This is a genomic window from Streptomyces sp. NPDC104313 (assembly GCF_055583985.1).
Window position 1 is genome coordinate 197,836 of record NZ_JBVJMW010000001.1, and the last position, 18,866, is coordinate 216,701.

Genomic DNA, 18,866 nt, shown 5'->3' on the forward strand with positions numbered 1-18,866 from the left:
TCACCTGCCGGGGCTCGTCGGGGGCGGGGTGCTCTGGGCCGCGGGGGCGGTTGCGGGGCCGGGCTCGGTCGCGGGTACGGAGCCGGAGGACGAAGCGGAGCCGGAGGGCCCGGCCGGGGCCCCTGCGGCGGAGGCGTCGGTACCCGGTGTGGCGCTTGCCGAGGCACTGGGGCTCGGCGTGGGGCTGGGGCTCGGCGGCGGGGCGGTGGCCTCGGTGGGGTTGCCGCGGACCGTGCCGTCGGGGTTCAGGAAGGCGGGGCTGCCGCCGGGGACCATGCCCAGCTCCCGGGCTCGGCGTTCCAGGGCGTCGGGCTGGGAACGGCTGTCGACGTCGCGCTGGAGTGCCTGCTGCTCGTCGGTGAGCTCGGTGGTGTCCCGCTTCAGCTCACTGAGCCTGAACGATCCCTCGTTGAGCGCGGAGTTCAGCAGGAGCAGGGTGATGAGCCCGCCGCCCAGGAGCAGGACGACCAGCAGCACGAAGGGGGTGCGGGCCGCGGTGCTGGGCCCGGTGGACGGCATCAGCCGGGCGAGCCGCGCGGCCCGCCCCTTCAGCGGTGCGGCCGTCCTGCTCACCGCACGGCTCCCCTGCCGCCCGGCCCCGGGCGGGCGTCCGGCGTCGGGCGACGCCGGGCCCCGGCGCTCATCGCTCCTCCGCGCGGATGCGCTGGGCGCCGCGCAGCCGGGCGGGGGCGGCGCGCCGGTTCTCGGCGACCTCCTCCTCGGTGGGCAGCTCGGCGCCCCGGGTGAGCTGCTTCAGCCGGGGCTGGTAGCGCTCGGGGACGACGGGCAGTCCGGGGGGGGCGGTGTTGGCGGCGCCGGCCGCGAAGACCTGCTTGACCAGCCGGTCCTCCAGCGAGTGGTAGGACAGCACCGCGATGCGGCCGCCGACGTCGAGGCACTGGACGGCGGCCGGAATGGCCCGTTCCAGGACGCTCAGCTCGCCGTTGACCTCGATGCGCAGGGCCTGGAAGGTCCGCTTCGCGGGATTGCCACCGGTGCGCTTGGCGGCCTGCGGGAGCGCGTCGCGGATCAGCTCGACGAGCCGGGCGCTGTTGCTGAACGGCTCCTTCTCGCGCTCGCGCACGACGGCGGAGACGATCCGCTTGGCCTGCTTCTCCTCGCCGTACGCGCGCAGGATCCGGACCAGCTCGCCGGGCGGATAGGTGTTGAGGACCTCGGCCGCGCCCATGCCGGTGGACTGGTCCATCCGCATGTCGAGCGGGGCGTCCTGGGCGTAGGCGAATCCGCGGTCGGCCTCGTCCAGTTGCATGGAGGAGACACCCAGGTCGAACAGCACGCCCTGGACCTTGGGGATCCCCAGCCGCGTGAGGACCTCGGGGAGCTCGTCGTAGACCGCGTGGACGAGGGTGGCGCGGTCGCCGTAGGGGGCGAGCCGTTCGCCGGAGAGGCGGAGCGCCTCCTTGTCGCGGTCCAGGGCGATCAGCCGGGCGGTGGGGAAGGAGGCGAGCAGCGCCTCGCTGTGCCCGCCGAGGCCGAGGGTGCAATCGACGACCACCGGCTCCGAGTGGGCCGGGTCCTGGAGAGCCGGGGCCAACAGGTCCAGACACCTCTGGAGCATCACGGGGACGTGTCGGGTCTGGCTCAATGCGCCCTCTCAGGCTCTGTCCCGCGCGGCCGGCACGTACGTCCTGGTCCCCGCCCGCCCTGAAGGGGAGGTCCGCCGGCGCCGGGGAAGAGGCGTCGGCCGACCGAGAGCGGGAGAGGGCCGGGTCGCACGTACGCCGCACATCACGGGGGAAATACGGAATATGCAGGGGGTGCGATGGGGCAGTGGGTACGGAGGTGGATAGTGACTTCGCGTTACTTTAGTCCACCCTGCCATTCGATCGATTCGCGATCAACGAACCGGGCAGCGAGTCGCGCCACCCGTCCGGATGCGGCGAACCCACCCGAACGGGTGCGTCCCTGTGATTCTTGTGGGTTAGCTCACAACAAGCCGAGTTGACGTTTTTTGTCCGCTCCCACAACACGCTCGGACCAGGCGGGAAGGCTAACGTCGTATCCATGTCGACTTCTGCTCACTCTCCCGCCGAGTCCGTGACGTCCACCGCCGCGGCGGTCCGCGAGGGGGGCCAGGTCACCGACCGGCTCGTCGAACTGAACTCCGGGTACGCGAAGGGCTTCCGCGATCCGGGCATGGACGCGCGCCCCGTTCTCCAGGTGGCCGTGGTCGCCTGCATGGACGCCCGTCTCGACCTGCACGCGGCGCTCGGTCTGGAGCTCGGCGACTGCCACACCATCCGTAACGCGGGCGGCGTGGTCACCGACGACGTGATCCGCTCACTGACCATCAGCCAGCGGGCTCTCGGTACCCGCAGCGTGGTCCTCATCCACCACACCAACTGCGGCCTGGAGTCCCTCACCGAGGACTTCCGGCAGGAGCTGGAGCGCGAGGTGGGCCAGCGTCCGGTGTGGGCGGTCGAGGCCTATTCGGACGCCGACCAGGACGTGCGCCAGTCGATGCAGCGGGTGCGTACCTCGCCGTTCCTGCCGCACACCGACGATGTGCGCGGGTTCGTCTTCGACGTGACCACCGGCCTGCTGCGCGAGATCCACTCCGTTTCCTGAACGCGTTCACCCAAGGGCTGTCCCGCCCTCTGCTGCACCTCACACGGTCATCACCCCACCTCGCGGTGCCGAAATCGCGACAGACGCCGACTTTTCACACCCACTTATCCACAGGCAAGTGACACGAAGCGGTAACGGCAACAAGAATGCGGGTGTGACATCCCCGGGTCTTCCGGAGGAGTGTCCGATCTTTCGGGGTGGGCCGCGCGGGTACGCGCGACGGCCCCTGCGCAAAAGGGCCGAGGAGGGCCGGGTGACGACCTATGACGATCGAGCGAGCCTCACGGATCTGACCACCACAGCGGAGCGGGTACGCAGGTCGGTGGAGGGTGTGATCGAGGGCAAGCCCGAGGTCGTACGGCTGTCCCTGACCGTGCTCCTCGCCGAGGGGCACCTCCTCATCGAGGACGTCCCCGGCGTCGGCAAGACCATGCTGGCCAAGGCGCTGGCGCGGTCCATCGACTGTTCGGTGCGACGGATCCAGTTCACACCGGACCTGCTGCCCTCGGACATCACCGGCGTGTCGATCTTCGACCAGCAGCGGCGGGACTTCGAGTTCAAGCCGGGCGCGATCTTCGCCCAGATCGTGATCGGCGACGAGATCAACCGCGCCTCTCCGAAGACGCAGTCGGCGCTGCTGGAGTCGATGGAGGAGCGCCAGGTCACCATCGACGGGCACTCCTACGAGCTGCCCGACCCCTTCATGGTGGTGGCCACCCAGAACCCGGTCGAGATGGAGGGCACCTACCCGCTGCCCGAGGCACAACGCGACCGCTTCATGGCCCGGGTCTCCATCGGCTACCCCAGCCCGGAGGCCGAGCTCCAGATGCTCGAGGTGCACGGGGGCCTCTCCCCGCTGGACGACCTCCAGCCGGTGGCCCACGCCCACGACATCGTGAAGCTGATCGACGCCGTCCGTACGGTGCACGTCGCCGACGCCGTGCGGCGCTACGCCGTGGAGCTCGTCGGGGCCACCCGGAGCCACCCCGACCTCAGACTCGGTGCCTCCCCGCGCGCGACGCTGCACCTGCTGCGCGCCGCGAAGGCGTCCGCCGCGCTCAGCGGGCGCGACTACGCCCTGCCGGACGACGTCCAGGCGCTGGCCACCCCGGTGCTCGCGCACCGGCTGCTGCCCACCGCCCAGGCCCAGCTGAACCGCCGCACGGCGGAGCAGGTGGTCCTGGAGATCATCCAGCGCACCCCCGTACCGACCTCGGCCGGCGGCACCGTGCCGTCCCCGCCGGTCGGGCAGGAGCCGGGCCGCCCGCTGTACCACCAGCAGCAGCCCGGGGTACGGCGGCTGTGATGGCGGCCGGCGAGCCCGGCGCCGTGGAGGACGGCGACAGGAAGGGCGGCCTCCGGGCGGCCCTGGGCGGACTGACCACCCGGGGACGCTCGTTCCTGGCCGCCGGTCTTGCCGCCGCCGTCTGCGCGTATGTCCTGGGCCAGGGCGATCTGCTGCGGGTCGGGCTCCTGCTGGCCGTGCTGCCCCTGGTCTGCGTGACCGTCCTCTACCGCACCCGCTACCGCGTGACGGGCACCCGGCGGCTCTCACCCTCCCGGGTGCCCGCGGGCGCGGAGGCCCGGGTGCACCTGCGGATGGAGAACGTCTCCCGGCTTCCCACCGGACTGCTGATGCTCCAGGACCGTGTTCCGTACGTCCTCGGCCCGCGCCCCCGGTTCGTCCTGGACCGGGTGGAGGCGGGCGGCCGGCGGGAGGTGTCCTACCGGGTCCGCTCCGACCTGCGCGGCCGCTATCCGCTGGGCCCGTTGCAGCTGCGGCTCGGCGACCCGTTCGGGATGTGCGAGCTGACCCGCTCCTTCAGCGCGTACGACACCCTCGTCGTCATCCCGCGCACGGTGCCGCTGCCCGTACTGCGGCTGGCGGGCGAGGCCTCCGGATACGGTGACGGGCGGCAGCGGTCCCTCGCACTGGCCGGTGAGGACGACATCATTCCGCGCGGCTACCGGCACGGCGACGACCTGCGCCGGGTCCACTGGCGCTCCACCGCCCGCCACGGCGAGCTGATGGTGCGTCGGGAGGAACAGCCGCAGCGGGCCAGGTGCACGGTCCTGCTGGACACCCGGGGCATCGGCTTCCAGGGCGCCGGGCCCGACTCCGCCTTCGAATGGGCGGTCTCGGGGGCGGCCTCCGCACTCGTGCACATGCTGGAGCGCGGCTTCGCCGTACGGCTGCTCACGGACGACGGGACCACGGCACCCGGCGAGGGGTCAGGCGGTTTCGCGGGCTCGACCCAGGAGTCCGCGGACTCGGCGGGCCTGATGCTCGACACGCTCGCGGTGGTCGGCCACTCCGACGGCGGGGGGCTCGCGCGCGCCCATGACGTGCTGCGCGGCGGCAACGAGGGACTGCTCATCGCCTTCTTCGGCGATCTGGACGAGGAACAGGCCGCGGTCGCGGCCCGGATGCGGCAGCGGGCCGGGGCGGGGGTCGCCTTCGTCCTGGACAGCGCCGCCTGGGCCGGCGACGAGGACGGGGCGGGGCGGGCCGAGGAGCGGCTGCGACGGCTGCGCGAGTCGGGCTGGATCGCGGTGCCCGTGGAGCCGGGGGCCGAACTGCCCGCACTGTGGCAGTTGGCGGGCGGCATGCGTATGGATGCGCCGTCGGCCACGAGCGGCGGCGCGACAGGTTTCACGGGGAGATGGTCATGAGCGGGCGGGCCAGGCTGGCGCTGTGCGCCTATGCGGCGACACTGCTGGCGGCGGGGGCGCTGATCCCGCTGGTGGAGGGGGTCGGCTGGCTGGTGCAGGCGGCGGTGCTGCTCGGCGTCCAGAGCGGGGTGGGCGCCCTCGCCCGCCGGGTGCCGCTGGCGAGGGCGCTGACCATCTCCGTCCAGACGCTGGTCACCCTGCTGCTGCTGACGCTGGTGTTCGTCCGGGACCACGCCCTGTTCGGGGTGCTGCCCGGGCCAGGGGCCCTCATGCGGCTCGGTGAGCTGTTGGTGGCGGGCGGGGAGGACGTCGGCACGTACGCCGTCCCGGCCCCGATGACCGATGGCATCAAGCTGCTGGTGGTCGGCGGGGTGGTCCTGATCGGTCTTACCGTCGACGCCCTGGCGGTGACCTTCCGCAGCGCGGCCCCGGCCGGACTGCCCCTCCTCGCCCTGTATTCGGTCGCGGCCGGCCTCTCCGACGGTGGAGCGAGCTGGCTGTGGTTCCTGCTGGCCGCCTCCGGCTATCTGTTGCTCCTGCTGGCGGAGGGCCAAGACCGGCTCTCCCAATGGGGCCGCGTCTTCGGCGGCGCCGCGCGGAGTTCGGGCGGTCCGGCCGACGGGCCGGCCGGGGTGAGCGGCGGCCCCTCCCCCGTCCGGACCGGGCGGCGGATCGGCGTGCTGGCGCTCGGCATCGCCCTGGTGGCCCCCCTGGCCCTGCCCGCCCTGGACACCGGCCTGCTGGGCGGCGACGGTCCGGGGAACGGCAGGGGCAGCGGCGGTGGCACCATCTCCGCGGTGAATCCGCTGGTCTCGCTGCAGAACAACCTCAACCAGCCGGACAACCGGGAGGTGATGACGTACCGCAGCAACATCGAGGACCCGCGGAGTCTCTATCTCCGGATCCTGGCCCTGGACGAGTTCAACGGCAGCGAGTGGCGTTCCTCCACCCGTCGGCTGACGGACGTTCCCGACCGCCTCCCCCAGCCCACCGGGCTGGGCAGGGACGTCTCCGTCACCGAGGTCCGGACGAACATCTCCGCGTCGCGTTCCTACCAGCAGACCTATCTGCCGCTCCCCTACCCGGCCGACGAGGTCCGCGTCGGCGGTCGCTGGCGGTTCGAGCCCGAGGGCCGCACCCTGGTCGGCGACGACGGACAGACCACGCGCGGCGCGCAGTACGAGGTCGGCAGTCTGGTGGTCGAACCCACGGCGGAGCAGCTCGCGGCCGCGGGTTCACCGCCCCAGGAGCTGGTCCGCGAGTACACCCAGATCCCCGGTTCGCTGCCCGGCATCGTCGCCGAGACCGCCGAGGAGGTCACGGCGGGCTCGTCCAACGCCTACGAGCGGGCCGTGAAGCTCCAGGACTGGTTCGCGTCCGACGGCGGCTTCACGTACGACACGAAGGTCACCTCGGGGACGGGGTCGTCCGCCATCGCCCGCTTCCTCCGCGACCGGGAGGGCTTCTGCGTCCACTTCTCGTTCTCGATGGCCGCGATGGCCCGGACGCTGGGTATCCCGGCCCGGGTGGCGGTGGGCTTCACCCCGGGCACCATGAAGGCGGACGGGGCGATCTCGGTCGGGCTGCGCGACGCACACTCCTGGCCCGAGCTGTATTTCGAGGGAGTGGGGTGGACCCGGTTCGAGCCCACCCCGAGCCGGGGCAGCACTCCCTCGTGGACCCGCCCCGAGGTCCCCACGGACAGCGCGAGCGACGCCGCCGAGCCCTCCGCGGACACCTCCGCCGAGCCGTCCGCGATCCCCTCCGCCGAGGACAGCTGCCCGCCGCAGTTGCGTCAGGAAGGCGGGTGCGGTCCCTCGCAGGAGCCGGGAGCGGCGCTGCCGACCGACCGGGGCACCCCGGCCGGGACGGTGCTGCTGGTGATCCTCGCGGCGGTCCTGGTGCTGGTCCTGCCGTTGTCACCGCTGCTGTGGCGGACCCGGACGCGGAATCGCCGACTGGGCTCCGGGGGCCGGACGCCCACGGACGCCGTCGCGCGGACGTCGGCCGCCTGGCGGGAGATCACCGACGCGGCCTGGGACCACGGCATCGCGCCGGACGAGTCACTGACGCCCCGGAAGGCGGCGGCCACAATCGTGCGGCTGGGCCGCCTCGACACCGCCGCGGCCGAGGCCGTGCACCGGATCGCGGGCTCGGTGGAGCAGGTGCTGTACGCCCCCGAGCCGCGCCCCGCGTCCGGACTGGCCGAGGACGCGCTGGCGGTCCGGGCGGGTCTGCGGGCATCGGCCGACCGCGGCACCCGGCTGCGGGCAACACTCCTGCCCCGATCGTCCGTCCGGGTGGTGTGGGCCCTCGCGGAGCGCCGGACGGCGCTCGCGGCACGATGGGCGAGCCGACCGGGAGCCGGTCGCTGGACGGCCCGGCTGCGCCGCCTCACGCGTCAGCACGGCTGAGGCGGTCGAGGGGCCGCACACACCGGAGCCTCCGGTCCGGACCCTGTAAAGGGGTCCGGACCGGAGGCTCGACGCTGTCGGGCATCGGCGCCACGGCCGACGGCGCTGCCGGGCGAGGGGCACCGTCGGGCAACGGCTGAGGGGTGGCCGCGGAAAACCCGGCCACCCCTCACCCATCGGTGTCATACGTCGTACCGGTGCCCGGCCCTGTGAAGGACAGGGCCGGGTCCTCTACTGGCCCTGTTCGTCGCGGCGGCGCTGCCACCGCTGCTCGATGCGGTTCATCATCGACCGGCGTTGTCTCGGTCGGCGGCCTGCGCCGCTGTCCCCGCTGCCTGCGGCAGCCGGCTGTTGTTCACCGGGCTTGGGCGCCTTGCGCCAGCCGGTGACCGCGAGCACGGCACAGCCGAGCATGACGAGGAACCCCACCACGCTGATCCAGATCTGCTGGGCGACCATTCCGGCCATGAGGAGCGCGATACCCACCAGGAAGCCAGCGACCGCCTGGTAGACCCTTTTCCGGGTGTACGTACGCAGTCCGCTTCCCTCGAGCGCTGTCGCGAACTTGGGATCTTCGGCGTACAGCGCTCGCTCCATCTGCTCGAGCATGCGCTGCTCGTGCTCCGAGAGCGGCACGGGATCCTCCTCGTCGTCGGCCGCGGGGGCGACCGGTATGCGGCCCTTCCAGGATAGGCAGGGATTCGCCCCCGTGAAACCCGCCCTCTAGCGCTCAGCCAGTCCGGACCGCTATGTCGGCTCGGCTGCTGAGGCGTAGATTCCCCGACGACCGATCCGCCATGCCGGATGGTGTCACCCGATCATACGGGGCGTACGCCCGGTACGGGGGTCCTGAGTCCCACTCCGTCCACAGCTGCGTTGCTGATCAGCGGCGCTTCTCGCCCAGAACGTGGAGCTGGGTGGCGACGGAGTGGAACGCGGGCTGCTCAGCGACGGCCGCTTCGAGCTTGAGGAGCGCCTCCATGGCGCCGGGCTCGGTGTCCACCAGGACGCCCGGCACGAGGTCGGCGAAGACCCGGACTCCGTGCACCGCGGCGATCTCCAGACCGGCCGAGGAGACCAGGCCGGAGAGCTGCTCGGCGGTGAACCTGCGGGGCACCGGGTCCCCCTCGCCCCAGCGGCCGGCCGGGTCGGTGAGCGCCTGCCGGGCCTCCGTGAAGTGTCCGGCGAGCGCGCGGGCCAGGACGGCTCCACCCAGGCCGGCGGCCAGCAGACTGAGTGCGCCGGAGGGCCGCAGTGCCTCGACCGCGTTGCGCACGCCTTCGGCGGGCTCGTCGACGTACTCCAGGACGCCGTGACAGAGCACGGCGTCGAAGCCGTCGCGCTCCACGACGTCGAACAGCCCGAGGATGTCGCCCTGGACTCCCCGGACCCGGTCGGCGACCCCGGCCTCGGCCGCGCGGCGCTCCAGCGCGAAGAGCGCGTTGGGGCTGGGGTCGACGACGGTGACCAGGTGACCGAGCCGGGCCGCGGGCACGGCGAAGTTGCCGGTGCCGCCTCCGGTGTCCAGAACATCCAGGGCGTCCCTGCCGGTCGCCTTGACCTGACGGTCCAGAGCGTCCTTGAGGACCTCCCAGACCACGGCGGTACGGAGGGAGGCGCGGGGGCGCAGCTGGTCCGACACGGCAGATGACTCCTCGGCAACGCTCCGCCGGGGACGGCGGAGCGTGAACAGTGCGGGTGGTGATGTGAGCGGTACCACCCTATTGCCTCGCACCGCCGTCCCGGGGCCCGGCGGCATCGCCCGGCGGGCCCCGGTACAGCGTCGGCCCGGGGCCGGGGCGACGCCGGGCCGACGTCACTCGCCGCCCGACCGCTCCGGGCGTGGTCGCGGGAGCACCGGCTGGAGGGCCAGGAGCCGTTCCACCAGGCGCAGGAACATGGCAGCGTCGCGCAGCAGGTCGTCGGCGTCGCGTCCGCCGGCGGCTCCCGGCACGCCGGCCTCCGCTCGGGCCCGGCGCAGGGCGCCCGAGGCGAAGAGCGCGCTCCATTCGGTCAGTTCCGGTGCTATCTCCGGGAGGACCTCCCAGGCACTGCGGATGCGGTCGCGGCGTCGCTTGTTCGTCTCGGGGCGGCCTCGGGCGGCCAGCACGGCCGCCGCGGTGCGCAGGGCGGCGAGGTGTGCGGTGGCGTACCGCTCGTTCGGCTCGTGGAGCACGGCGGCCTCGTCGAGGCCGGAGCGGGCCTTGGCGAGCAGTTCGAGAGCGGCGGGCGGCGCCGTGCTGCGGCGCAGCACGGGGTGGACATCGCCGGCCGGACCGGTCGGTGAGGGGGCAGGGCTGCCTGCGCGGCGCCGCGGGGCGGCGGCTGCGGACGAGCTGGCCATGACGAACCTCCTGTCGTCGTGTGACGGCTTCGTGGCCGTCTGTGTCCATGGTGGCGGGCCCCACTGACAATCGACCTCGGTACACCCCTGACCTGCCGTTTTGCTTCGAGCGTGAGTTCGGACTACTTTCTGCACTGACTGGTCAGTTCAACAGGGGAGAGTCTGTGGAGAGCCCGCACGGCGCGGCCGTCGCCGCCGAGGACTTCGGACTGGAGGGACCGCGTGGCTGGGTCTTCCGGAACGTGACGTTCAGTGCCGAGCCAGGATCGCTGGTGGCCATCGAGGGGCCCTCGGGATCGGGCCGCACCTGCCTGCTGCTCGCCCTGACCGGCCGGATGGGCACCACCGAGGGCCACGCACGGACCGGCGGTCTGCGGCTGCCCGAGCAGGCCGCCGCCGTCCGCCGGATAGCCGCCCTGGGTCCGGTCCCGGCGGTCAATGAGCTGGATGCGGCCTTCACCGTCGCCGAGCACCTGAACGAACGCGCCCTCCTCCAAGGCCGCTTCGGAGCCTCGCTGCGCACCCTCCTGCGCCCGCGTGCCGAACGCCGGGCCGCGGCCCGGGCCCGGATCGACGAGGCTCTTGAGGCCGCGGGCCTCGACCTCGCCACGCTGCCCAAATCGGGGCGCACTTCCGTACGGGACCTGGAGCGGCTGGAGGCGCTGCGGCTGTCCGTCGCACTGGCGCTGATCGGCGAGCCGCGGCTGCTCGCCGTCGACGACACCGACCTCAAGCTCCCGGGCGCCGAACGCGACCGGGCCTGGGCGCTGCTGCGCTCCGTGGCCGACACCGGGACGACCGTGCTCGCCGTGTGCAGCGAGGCCCCCGAGAACACCCACGTCGTACGTACCGCACCCGCACCCGCGGGCGATGAGGAGACAGCCGATGCGTAGCCCGAAACTGGCCGCGCTCGAGCTGAAGCGGTTCGGGAGGGGAAAGCTGCCGGCCGCCGCGCTGGTGGCCCTGCTGCTCCTGCCCCTGCTCTACGGCGCCCTGTACCTGTACTCCTTCTGGGACCCGTACGGAAAGCTCGACAAGTTGCCCGTCGCCCTGGTCAACGACGACAAGGGGGCCACCAGCGACGGGAAGCGCCTCGCGGCCGGGGACGAGATCAGCGAGAAGCTGCTCGACTCCCAGGTGTTCGACTGGCACGAGGTGAGCTCCGCCGAGGCGGAGAAGGGCGTCGAGGAGGGTACGTACTACCTCTCGCTGACGATGCCGTCGGACTTCAGTAAGAAGATCGCGTCCAGTGGCGGGGAATCCCCGGAGACCGGCGCACTCCAGGTGCGGACGAACGACGCGAACAACTACATCGTCGGACAGATTTCCAGGACGGTCTTCGGAGAGGTGCGCAACGCCGCCTCCACGAACGCCTCCCGGGGCTTCCTGGACCGCATCTTCATCAACTTCTCCGATCTGCACGACAAGACCGCCGAGGCGGCCAAGGGGGCCGACGACCTCAAGGGCGGCATCTCGAAGGCGAAGCAGGGGTCCCAGGACCTCGCGGACGGCCTCAAGGACTCCAAGGCGGGCAGCAAGAAGCTCTCCGACGGGATCGTCAGGCTGAACCAGGGCTCGCGGGATCTCGCCACGGGTTCCGCCCAAGTGGCCGCAGGCACCCAGGTCCTGGCCGGCAAGGTCAACGGGATCGCCGGTGACGTACGCCCGTTCTTCCAGGACAACGGGAAATCCATCCGCGACACGGCCCGCCTGGTCGCCGACACCTCCGGAGCCGTACGGCACAACCTCGACCTGTTGGTGAAGAGCGCGCCCACCGCCGCCGTCGGAGCCAAGGAGGCGGCCGACGAGCTGACCGAGATCCACCGCACCCGGTGTGAGGAGACCGAGGAGCCCGACGCCGCTGTCTGCCCCCCGCTGGAGCGCGCCAAGGTCACGGCCGTCGACGTCGCGAAGATCGCCGCCGATGTGAACACCCTGGTCACCAGCCAGAACGGCGATCTGAAGAAGCTGAGCACCCAGCTGACCGCCTTCCAGAAGCAGGCCGACGACCTCGCGAAGCGCGCGCCGACGCTGGACGACGACCTGGCGGCGGCCGTCGGCAAGGTCAATGAGCTCAACACCGGCGCCCACAAGGTCGCCAAGGGCGCGCAGGCGCTGCACACCGGACTCGGCGGCGCACAGACCGGCTCCAGCGATCTGGACACCGGCGTCGGCAAGCTGAAGACCGGCGCGGAGAACCTGGACGGCGGGCTCTTCCGGCTCGGCGACGGCTCGGCCGAGCTGGCCCAGGGCCTCAACGACGGCGTCGATGAGATCCCGGACTACGGCAGGAAGGACCGCGACGCGCGGACCGGCGTCATGGCCGACCCCGTCCAGCTGGCCTCCAAGTCGCTGCACGCGGCGCCCAACTACGGCACCGGCTTCGCCCCGTACTTCATCCCGCTGTCCCTGTGGGTCGGCGCGATGGTGGCGTACATGCTGATCCAGCCGCTCAACCGGCGGGCACTCGCCGCCGGGGCCTCCTCCTGGCGGATCGCGCTCGCCGGCTGGCTCCCGGTCGCCGCCATCGGCACGCTCCAGGTCGGCGCCCTGATGGCCGTCCTGCACTGGGGCCTCGGCCTCCAGATGACCCACGCAGCCGGAACGATCGGCTTCCTGGCTCTGGTGACCTGCTGCTTCGCCGCGATCGTGCAGTGGCTGAACGCCTGCTTCGGGGCGGCCGGGCGGATCCTGGTGCTGGTGGTGCTGATGCTCCAGCTGACCTCGGCCGGGGGCACGTACCCCGTCCAGACCAGCCCCGGTTTCTTCGGCGCGATCCACCCGTACCTCCCCATGACGTACGTCGTCGAGGGGCTGCGCAGGCTGATCACGGGCGGCCCCCTCGGCCCGGTGTGGCTGGGCTGCGCGGTGCTGGGGGCCTTCACCGTCGGCGCGCTGGCCCTGACCGCGTTCACCGCCCGCCGCAAGCAGGTGTGGAGCCTGAGCCGGCTGCACCCGGAGCTGAGCCTGTGAGCGCGCCCGGAACCGCGCCTGCGAGCGCGGCGGCGCCTGGAAGAATCGGTCTCATGGAAAGCAGTGGCACCACGCGCCGCCAGGCCACCCGGCAGAAGCTCTACGAGGCGGCGGTGACGCTGATCGCCGAGAAGGGCTTCTCGGCGACCACCGTCGACGAGATCGCCGAGCGGGCCGGGGTCGCCAAGGGCACGGTCTATTACAACTTCAAGAGCAAGACCGAGCTGTTCGAGGAGTTGCTCCGGCACGGTGTGGGGCTGCTCACGGCCTCGCTGCGGGCCGCCGCCGAGGAGTCCGAGGAGCGCGGCGCCACCCGCGTCGAGGCGCTGGACGCGATGATCCGGGCCGGGCTCGCCTTCATCGACCGTTACCCGGCCTTCACGCAGCTGTACGTGGCCGAGCTCTGGCGCACCAACCGCGCCTGGCAGTCGACGCTGCTGGTGGTACGTCAGGAGGCCGTCGCGGTCGTCGAGGACGTGCTGCGGGAGGCGGTGGACAGCGGTGAGCTGAGCGAGGAGATCGACATCCCGCTGACGGCCGCCGCGCTGGTCGGGATGGTGCTGGTGGCGGCGCTGGACTGGCAGGCGTTCCAGCCGGAGCGCTCGATCGACGAGGTCCACTCGGCGCTGTCCCTGCTGCTGCACGGGCGGGTCAGCGGGCACTGAGACCCGCCGCGCACCGGGTCCGGGCCGGGAACGCCCGGCGGGTCCGGGCCGGGTCCGTACCGGGAAAGCCGAAGACGCCGACCGCTGGAGTTCGCATCCCCCGCGAACCTCACCGGACCGGCGTCTTCCGTGCTTCCGGAAACCCGTTCCCCGTGACCCCGTGTGTCCCCCGTGGTCCCCGGGCCTCCATCGTGCACCCCCGTTGCGTCGGGGGAACCGCACCGTTCCGCCGCCCCGTGCCGGCGGTCCTGGCGCAGCGCCCCTTCCGTGGTCATCACTCTGCCGTCCCCGCAGGTGGGGGCCTATCCGCGTAGCTACTCATCTACCTCCCTGAGTACGGGTACTCAGGGCCCGGGCGGAACCCCACCCGGCTCCCGCGCGGGGCCGTTACGGTCGCCTGCCGAGTCGGCTGGTCCCCGGCCTCCCGGCCGACCTGTCGGCGCCGGTCGATAAAATCACCGGCATGGCACGAATTGCAGTGATCGGCGCCGGGACGGGCGCGATGGCGGCGGCCGCCCGGCTCGCCGTGGCGGGCGAGAAGGTGACGGTCTACGAGCGGTCCGCGAGCTACGGCGGCTCGGTCGGCCGCCATGAGCACGACGGCTTCGCCTTCGACACCGGGCCCGGGCTGCTGCACCTCCCCGCCGTCCAGCGGGACCTCTTCGTGAAGACCGGCAAGGAGTCGCTGGAGCAGTCCGTGACGCTGACCCAGGTCGATCCGGCGGGCCGCCATCTCTTCGCGGACGGCACGGCCGTGTCGCTGCCCAACGCCTCCCGGGCCGGGGTGGCCACCGCCCTGGACGACGCCCTCGGCACGGGCGCCGGGGCGCGCTGGAGCGACTTCATGGACCGGGCCCGGGACGCCTGGGACCGGTCGCGGCGGCCACTCCTGGAGGAGCCCCTGAGGGCGGACCACCAGGTGCTGGGGCGAGATCCGTATCCGGCGGTGCGACAGCGACGCCTGCTGCGCGGCCCCCGGCAGGCGGGAACGGTCGCGGAGATCGGCGCGTGGGAGCTGGCGGACGCGCGGCTCGCCGCCCTGCTCGACGGGTACGCGCTGTCCCACGGCCTCGACCCGCGCACCGCTCCCGCGAGCGCCGCGCTGCTGCCGTACATGGAGCAGACCTTCGGCAGCTGGTACGTGATGGGCGGGATGCGCGAGCTGGCGCGGGCGGTGTACGAGCGGTGCGTGGCCCGCAGGGTGCGGTTCGTCTTCGGGGCCGAGGTGGTCCGGGTCGTCGAGAAGGAGGGCCGGGCGGCGGGGGTGGAGCTGGCGGGCGGTGAGGTGGAAGAGGCCGACCGGGTGGTGCTCGGGGTCCGGCCGCACCCGGGTCTGGTGCCGGGTCAGCAGGTGTGGGGCGGGGACGACGTGACGGTCCGGCCGGGCTCCGGCGCGGGCGCGGCGGGCCGGTTCACGGTGCTGCTGTCGCTGCGCGGGGCCAGGGAGGCGGACGCGGTGCACGTCACCGTGGTGCACGGCGCCGACGGGACGGCGGAGCAGGAGGCGGTGTTCGGGGGCCGGATCGCCGGGCACCCCACGGTGACGGTGCTGCGCCCCGACGATCCGGCGACCCGCCCGGACGCGGAGCACGAGGCGGTGACGCTCACCGCGACGGTGGCTCCGCAGGGGCCGGTCGACTGGCGGGACGCCGGGGTGCGGCAGCGGTTCGCCGACGTCCTGGTGGAGCGGGCGGCGGCGGCCGTTCCCGGGCTGCGGGAGCGGATCCTGCACACCGAGGTCCGCACGCCCGCGGAGACCGAGGCCGAAACGGGGGCCGAGGGCGGTGCGGTGCCGCCGCCCGCGCTGGCCGGGGGCGACGGCGCGTATCTGCACCCGGGCAACCTCACGCGGCTGCCGGGGCTGTATCTCGTGGGCGGCTGGTCGCACCCGGGCGGCGGGCTGGCGCACGCCGGGATGTCGGGGACGCTGGTGGCCGGGCTCGTCGTGGAGGGCGACGACTTCCGCGGCTCACGCTGAGCGGAGCGTGTGCCGCTGCCGACCGGCCCGTCCCCGGCAGCGGCGCGGTCTCAGTAGCGGTACTGCTCGTTCTGGCCGGTGTCGTAGCCATTGCCGTACGGTGCGGGTGCCGCGGGCTGCTCCGGCGGCATCGGGGGGTGCTGCTCCGTGTCGCGCTGCTGCGGGACCCAGACGCCGCCGGGCGGGGTGTCCGCGCCATAGCCCTGGGCGTAGGGATCGGGGTAGCCCTGCTGCCCGCCCTGACTGTCGTAGCCGTCGCCGCCATTTCCGTAGGCGTCGTAACCGCCGTAGGAGGGGGCTCCGTTGGTGGTGCCGATGTACGGGTCGGAGTAGGCGGCGTAGCTCTGCCGGTCGGTGCCGTAGTCGTACGTCCCGGCGTAGGGGTCCTGGGCCGGGGGCTGTTCGTAGCCGGTGTACGGGTCGTACGCGGCGTACTGCGGCTGGGCGGAGGGGTCGGCCTCGTGGCCGTGGTCCTGGCGCGCGCTGCCGTTCGCGTCGTAGCCCGTGATCCCGTACACGCCGTACTGGCCGGTGTCCTCGGGCAGGGGCCGCGGTTCGTAGACGGACTGTGCGGGCGGGGCGGCCGGGGGCTGGTCGTACCCGGGGCCGGCGACCTGCAGGTCCGAGACCTCCAGGTCCGAGACCTCCAGCGTGGGTTCCTTCACGGCGGCGCCCTCACCGCGGCCCCTGCGCCGGCGGCTCTCCCCCGGGCTACCGCCCATGGCCCAGCCGGTGGAGAAGCCACGCCGGAAGGACAGCGTCACGAAGGTCTGGCCGGTGGCGAAGGCGAGCGTCCCGACGACGATGACGGGAACGGAGGCCAGCAGCACCCCCACCACCACGCCGAGGAAGCCGCCGAAGGCGAGGAGCCGCCAGCGCAGTCGTGCCTTGTACTGCAACAGCACCTCGCCGAGCAGCCACAGGGCCACCAGACCGAAAGCGATGTAGAGGACCGTCCAGCCCACGCCCGCCCCCTCCTTCGGCCGTAGCCGCGTCGGCGGCGGGTACGACCGGTCACGACTGCTTGTGCAGTCCGAGTTTTTCGTAGATTTCGAGCGTAGCCGTCGAGTTGTTGAGCGTGATGAAGTGCAGTCCGGGCACACCCTCGGACAGCAGCTTCGCGCAGAACTCCGTTGCGAACTCGATGCCAATGGAGCGTACAGCGGCTGGATCGTCCTTGGCTGCGAGGATGCGCTCTTTCAACGACGCGGGCACGGTCGCGTTGCTGAGCTGGGAGAACTTTTCCAACTGCTTCACGCTGGTAAGGGGCATGACCTCGGGGATCACCGGCGTTTCGCAACCCGCGGCGACCACACGGTCACGCATCCGGAGATAGTCCTCCGGGCGGAAGAACATCTGGGTGATCGCATAATCCGCGCCCGCCCGGCACTTGTCCACGAAATGGCTGGTGTCCGTCTCCCAGTCGGACGACCGGGGGTGCATTTCGGGAAATGCCGCCACACCGACGCAGAAGTCGCCCGATTCCTTGATCAGACGGACGAGGTCAGCGGCGTACTTCACCCCCTGCGGGTGCTCCACCCACTCACCCATCGGGTCGCCCGGCGGGTCGCCGCGGACCGCGAGGATGTTCCTGATGCCCGCGTCGGCGTACTGCCCGACCATGTTGCGCAGCTCGGCGACGGAGTGGTTCACCGCGGTGAGGTGGGCGACCGGGGTGAGGGTGGAGTCGGCGGCAATCCGCTGGGTGGCCCGGACCGTCCCGGCGCGGGTGGAGCCGCCGGCGCCGTACGTCACGGAGACGAAGCTCGGACGGACCGCCTCGACGCGACGGAGCGCGTTCCAGAGGTTCCGCTCGCCTCTTTCCGTCTTGGGCGCCCAGAACTCGAAGGAGTACGACGTCTTACCGGTCGCCAGCAGGTCACGCACGGTGCGTGCGTGATCCGTCCTGGTGGAGGGTGTGCCAAGGGCCATAAGGGGAGGTTAACCAGGGGGTGGGCGCTCCCCCAACCGGAGCAGCCAACTTTGTCTCGTTTTGCCGGACTGTTGTCCATCCCTCGGACATCAGCCCGAGACGTCCCTCATCGGCACGCGAGCCGACGGGTAAGTCGGTACGCGGGTCTGCCCGTGGTTCGGCCCGTGGTTCTGCCCGTGGAAATCAGAGCGCGCGGGCTTTGACGCGCCGGGCCAGGTCGGCGGTGGCGGCGGCGGGATCGTCGGCCTCGGTGATGGCCCGGACGACGACGACACGGCGGGCTCCGGCGTCCAGTACCTGGTCCAGATTGCCCGCGTCGATCCCGCCGATCGCGAACCAGGGTCGCGAACCACCGAGGGAGGCGGCGTAGCGCACGAGGTCGAGGCCGGGGGCGTGGCGGCCGGGCTTGGTGGGGGTGGGCCAGCAGGGGCCGGTGCAGAAGTAGTCCACACCGTCCTGGGCGAGCGCCGCGTCGACCTCTGCCTCGGCGTGCGTGGAGCGGCCGATCAGCCGGTCGGCGCCGATGATCGCCCGGGCGGCGGGGACCGGCAGGTCGCCCTGGCCGAGGTGGAGTACGTCGGCACCGATGGCGTGGGCGACGTCGGCGCGGTCGTTCACCGCGAGGAGCTTGCCGTGCCGTCGGCAGGCGTCGGCGAGGACGGCGAGATGCTCCAGCTCCTCGGCGGCCTCCATGCCCTTGTCCCGGAGCTGGACGATGTCGACGCCCGCGGCGAGCACGGCGTCCAGGAAGGCGGGGAGGTCACCCTGCCGCTTGCGGGCGTCCGTGCACAGGTAGAGCCGGGCGCCGGACAGCCGCTCGCGAGGCGTGGACATGGATGGACTCCCCCGTAGGTCGTGACGGTGCACGGGCCGCGCTGGGCGGCCCGTGCTCCGCTTCCTGTCGTGTCGGTCAGACGGCGAGCGCCTGGGCGCGGCGCTTCACCTCCGTACCGCGATTCTCGCTCAGCGCCTGTGCGGGGGTGCCGGGCAGGGTCGGGTCGGGAGTGAAGAGCCACTCCAGCATCTCTTTGTCGGAATAGCCGTCGTCCCTCAGGAGGGTCAGGGTGCCGGAGAGGCCCTTGACCACCTTGTCGCCGTCGATGAAGACGGCGGGCACCTGGAGCGTCCGGTTCTCACCACGGCGTACGGCGATGAGCTGGCCTTCCTTGACCAGCTGCCGTACGCGCGTCACCTGGACATCGAGCATTTCCGCGATGTCGGGAAGGTGGAGCCAGGCGGGGACGAGAGCATCGGTCTTTGCGTCAATCTCGGTCACAGGGACAAGCGTGCCATCCGG

17 protein-coding genes are annotated in these 18,866 nt (G+C 72.3%); 8 read left to right on the forward strand and 9 right to left on the reverse strand.

All coding sequences use genetic code 11. The features are described 5' to 3' along the window. Entirely contained in the window at window positions 1–573 is a 573-nt protein-coding gene (gene ftsL, locus ACZ60Q_RS00895; protein WP_469626432.1) for a cell division protein FtsL, read from the reverse strand. Window positions 574–640: 67 nt separating this feature from the next. Continuing rightward, window positions 641–1,606 carry a 16S rRNA (cytosine(1402)-N(4))-methyltransferase RsmH gene (gene rsmH, locus ACZ60Q_RS00900; protein WP_469626433.1) on the reverse strand — a complete coding sequence of 322 codons (966 nt, stop codon included), beginning with the start codon at window positions 1,604–1,606 and terminating at the stop codon, window positions 641–643. A gap of 419 nt (window positions 1,607–2,025) precedes the next feature. Between rsmH and ACZ60Q_RS00905 the strand changes: the two genes are divergently transcribed. From ACZ60Q_RS00905 to ACZ60Q_RS00920, 4 genes are all read left to right on the forward strand, one after another. Then, entirely contained in the window at window positions 2,026–2,589 is a 564-nt protein-coding gene (locus tag ACZ60Q_RS00905) for a beta-class carbonic anhydrase (protein WP_469626436.1), read from the forward strand. Between the two features lie 253 nt (window positions 2,590–2,842). Then, on the forward strand, window positions 2,843–3,895 hold the full coding sequence (locus ACZ60Q_RS00910; RefSeq protein WP_469626439.1) for an AAA family ATPase: 1,053 nt from the start codon (window positions 2,843–2,845) through the stop codon (window positions 3,893–3,895). Beyond that, window positions 3,895–5,262, forward strand: a complete 1,368-nt coding sequence (locus ACZ60Q_RS00915) for a DUF58 domain-containing protein (protein WP_469626441.1) — start codon at window positions 3,895–3,897, stop codon at window positions 5,260–5,262. Before ACZ60Q_RS00910 ends, ACZ60Q_RS00915 begins: the two co-directional genes overlap by 1 nt. Beyond that, on the forward strand, window positions 5,259–7,676 hold the full coding sequence (locus tag ACZ60Q_RS00920; RefSeq protein WP_469626443.1) for a transglutaminase TgpA family protein: 2,418 nt from the start codon (window positions 5,259–5,261) through the stop codon (window positions 7,674–7,676). Before ACZ60Q_RS00915 ends, ACZ60Q_RS00920 begins: the two co-directional genes overlap by 4 nt. Window positions 7,677–7,907: 231 nt before the next feature. Here the strand turns inward: ACZ60Q_RS00920 and ACZ60Q_RS00925 are convergent, their stop codons facing one another. The 3 genes from ACZ60Q_RS00925 to ACZ60Q_RS00935 form a co-directional block, all read right to left on the reverse strand. Continuing rightward, window positions 7,908–8,312 carry a DUF3040 domain-containing protein gene (locus ACZ60Q_RS00925; RefSeq protein WP_018957470.1) on the reverse strand — a complete coding sequence of 135 codons (405 nt, stop codon included), beginning with the start codon at window positions 8,310–8,312 and terminating at the stop codon, window positions 7,908–7,910. 247 nt (window positions 8,313–8,559) lie between these two features. Further along, window positions 8,560–9,318 carry a methyltransferase gene (locus ACZ60Q_RS00930; protein WP_469626447.1) on the reverse strand — a complete coding sequence of 253 codons (759 nt, stop codon included), beginning with the start codon at window positions 9,316–9,318 and terminating at the stop codon, window positions 8,560–8,562. Window positions 9,319–9,492: 174 nt separating this feature from the next. Continuing rightward, window positions 9,493–10,020: an SAV_6107 family HEPN domain-containing protein gene (locus ACZ60Q_RS00935; RefSeq protein WP_469626449.1), complete on the reverse strand. Its 528-nt coding sequence runs from the start codon at window positions 10,018–10,020 to the stop codon at window positions 9,493–9,495. Window positions 10,021–10,184: 164 nt separating this feature from the next. On the opposite strand from ACZ60Q_RS00935, the gene ACZ60Q_RS00940 reads away from it, so the two are divergent. The 4 genes from ACZ60Q_RS00940 (at window position 10,185) to ACZ60Q_RS00955 (ending at window position 15,636) form a co-directional block, all read left to right on the forward strand. Next, entirely contained in the window at window positions 10,185–10,913 is a 729-nt protein-coding gene (locus tag ACZ60Q_RS00940; protein ID WP_469626451.1) for an ATP-binding cassette domain-containing protein, read from the forward strand. Then, window positions 10,906–12,993: a YhgE/Pip family protein gene (locus tag ACZ60Q_RS00945; protein WP_469626453.1), complete on the forward strand. Its 2,088-nt coding sequence runs from the start codon at window positions 10,906–10,908 to the stop codon at window positions 12,991–12,993. The genes ACZ60Q_RS00940 and ACZ60Q_RS00945 overlap by 8 nt, the downstream gene beginning before the upstream one ends. Before the next feature lie 53 nt (window positions 12,994–13,046). Beyond that, a complete protein-coding gene (locus ACZ60Q_RS00950; protein ID WP_469626456.1) occupies window positions 13,047–13,658 on the forward strand; it encodes a TetR/AcrR family transcriptional regulator in 612 nt (203 codons plus the stop codon). 463 nt (window positions 13,659–14,121) lie between these two features. After that, window positions 14,122–15,636, forward strand: coding sequence for a phytoene desaturase family protein (locus ACZ60Q_RS00955; RefSeq protein ID WP_469626459.1), 1,515 nt, complete (start codon window positions 14,122–14,124; stop codon window positions 15,634–15,636). Window positions 15,637–15,686: 50 nt separating this feature from the next. On the opposite strand, the gene ACZ60Q_RS00960 is transcribed toward ACZ60Q_RS00955, so the two are convergent. The 4 genes from ACZ60Q_RS00960 to ACZ60Q_RS00975 all read right to left on the reverse strand — a co-directional run bounded on the left by ACZ60Q_RS00960 (window position 15,687) and on the right by ACZ60Q_RS00975 (window position 18,845). Next, a complete protein-coding gene (locus ACZ60Q_RS00960) occupies window positions 15,687–16,601 on the reverse strand; it encodes a hypothetical protein (RefSeq protein WP_469626461.1) in 915 nt (304 codons plus the stop codon). A gap of 49 nt (window positions 16,602–16,650) precedes the next feature. Beyond that, window positions 16,651–17,568: a methylenetetrahydrofolate reductase [NAD(P)H] gene (gene metF / locus ACZ60Q_RS00965; protein WP_469626464.1), complete on the reverse strand. Its 918-nt coding sequence runs from the start codon at window positions 17,566–17,568 to the stop codon at window positions 16,651–16,653. A gap of 184 nt (window positions 17,569–17,752) precedes the next feature. After that, window positions 17,753–18,403: a thiamine phosphate synthase gene (gene thiE / locus ACZ60Q_RS00970; protein WP_469626467.1), complete on the reverse strand. Its 651-nt coding sequence runs from the start codon at window positions 18,401–18,403 to the stop codon at window positions 17,753–17,755. 76 nt (window positions 18,404–18,479) lie between these two features. Next, complete coding sequence (locus tag ACZ60Q_RS00975) at window positions 18,480–18,845, reverse strand: Rv2175c family DNA-binding protein (protein ID WP_469626470.1); 366 nt, start codon at window positions 18,843–18,845, stop codon at window positions 18,480–18,482. Window positions 18,846–18,866 lie beyond the last annotated feature (21 nt).

What these genes read in the sequence shown, in the direction of transcription:
- ACZ60Q_RS00920 (WP_469626443.1), top strand. Translation starts at nt 5,259, where the DNA reads ATGAGCGGGCGGGCCAGGCTGGCGCTGTGCGCCTATGCGGCGACACTG.
- thiE (WP_469626467.1), bottom strand. Translation starts at nt 18,403, where the DNA reads ATGTCCACGCCTCGCGAGCGGCTGTCCGGCGCCCGGCTCTACCTGTGC.
- ACZ60Q_RS00915 (WP_469626441.1), top strand. Translation starts at nt 3,895, where the DNA reads ATGGCGGCCGGCGAGCCCGGCGCCGTGGAGGACGGCGACAGGAAGGGC.
- ACZ60Q_RS00950 (WP_469626456.1), top strand. Translation starts at nt 13,047, where the DNA reads ATGGAAAGCAGTGGCACCACGCGCCGCCAGGCCACCCGGCAGAAGCTC.
- ACZ60Q_RS00935 (WP_469626449.1), bottom strand. Translation starts at nt 10,020, where the DNA reads ATGGCCAGCTCGTCCGCAGCCGCCGCCCCGCGGCGCCGCGCAGGCAGC.
- metF (WP_469626464.1), bottom strand. Translation starts at nt 17,568, where the DNA reads ATGGCCCTTGGCACACCCTCCACCAGGACGGATCACGCACGCACCGTG.
- ACZ60Q_RS00945 (WP_469626453.1), top strand. Translation starts at nt 10,906, where the DNA reads ATGCGTAGCCCGAAACTGGCCGCGCTCGAGCTGAAGCGGTTCGGGAGG.
- ACZ60Q_RS00905 (WP_469626436.1), top strand. Translation starts at nt 2,026, where the DNA reads ATGTCGACTTCTGCTCACTCTCCCGCCGAGTCCGTGACGTCCACCGCC.
- ACZ60Q_RS00955 (WP_469626459.1), top strand. Translation starts at nt 14,122, where the DNA reads ATGGCACGAATTGCAGTGATCGGCGCCGGGACGGGCGCGATGGCGGCG.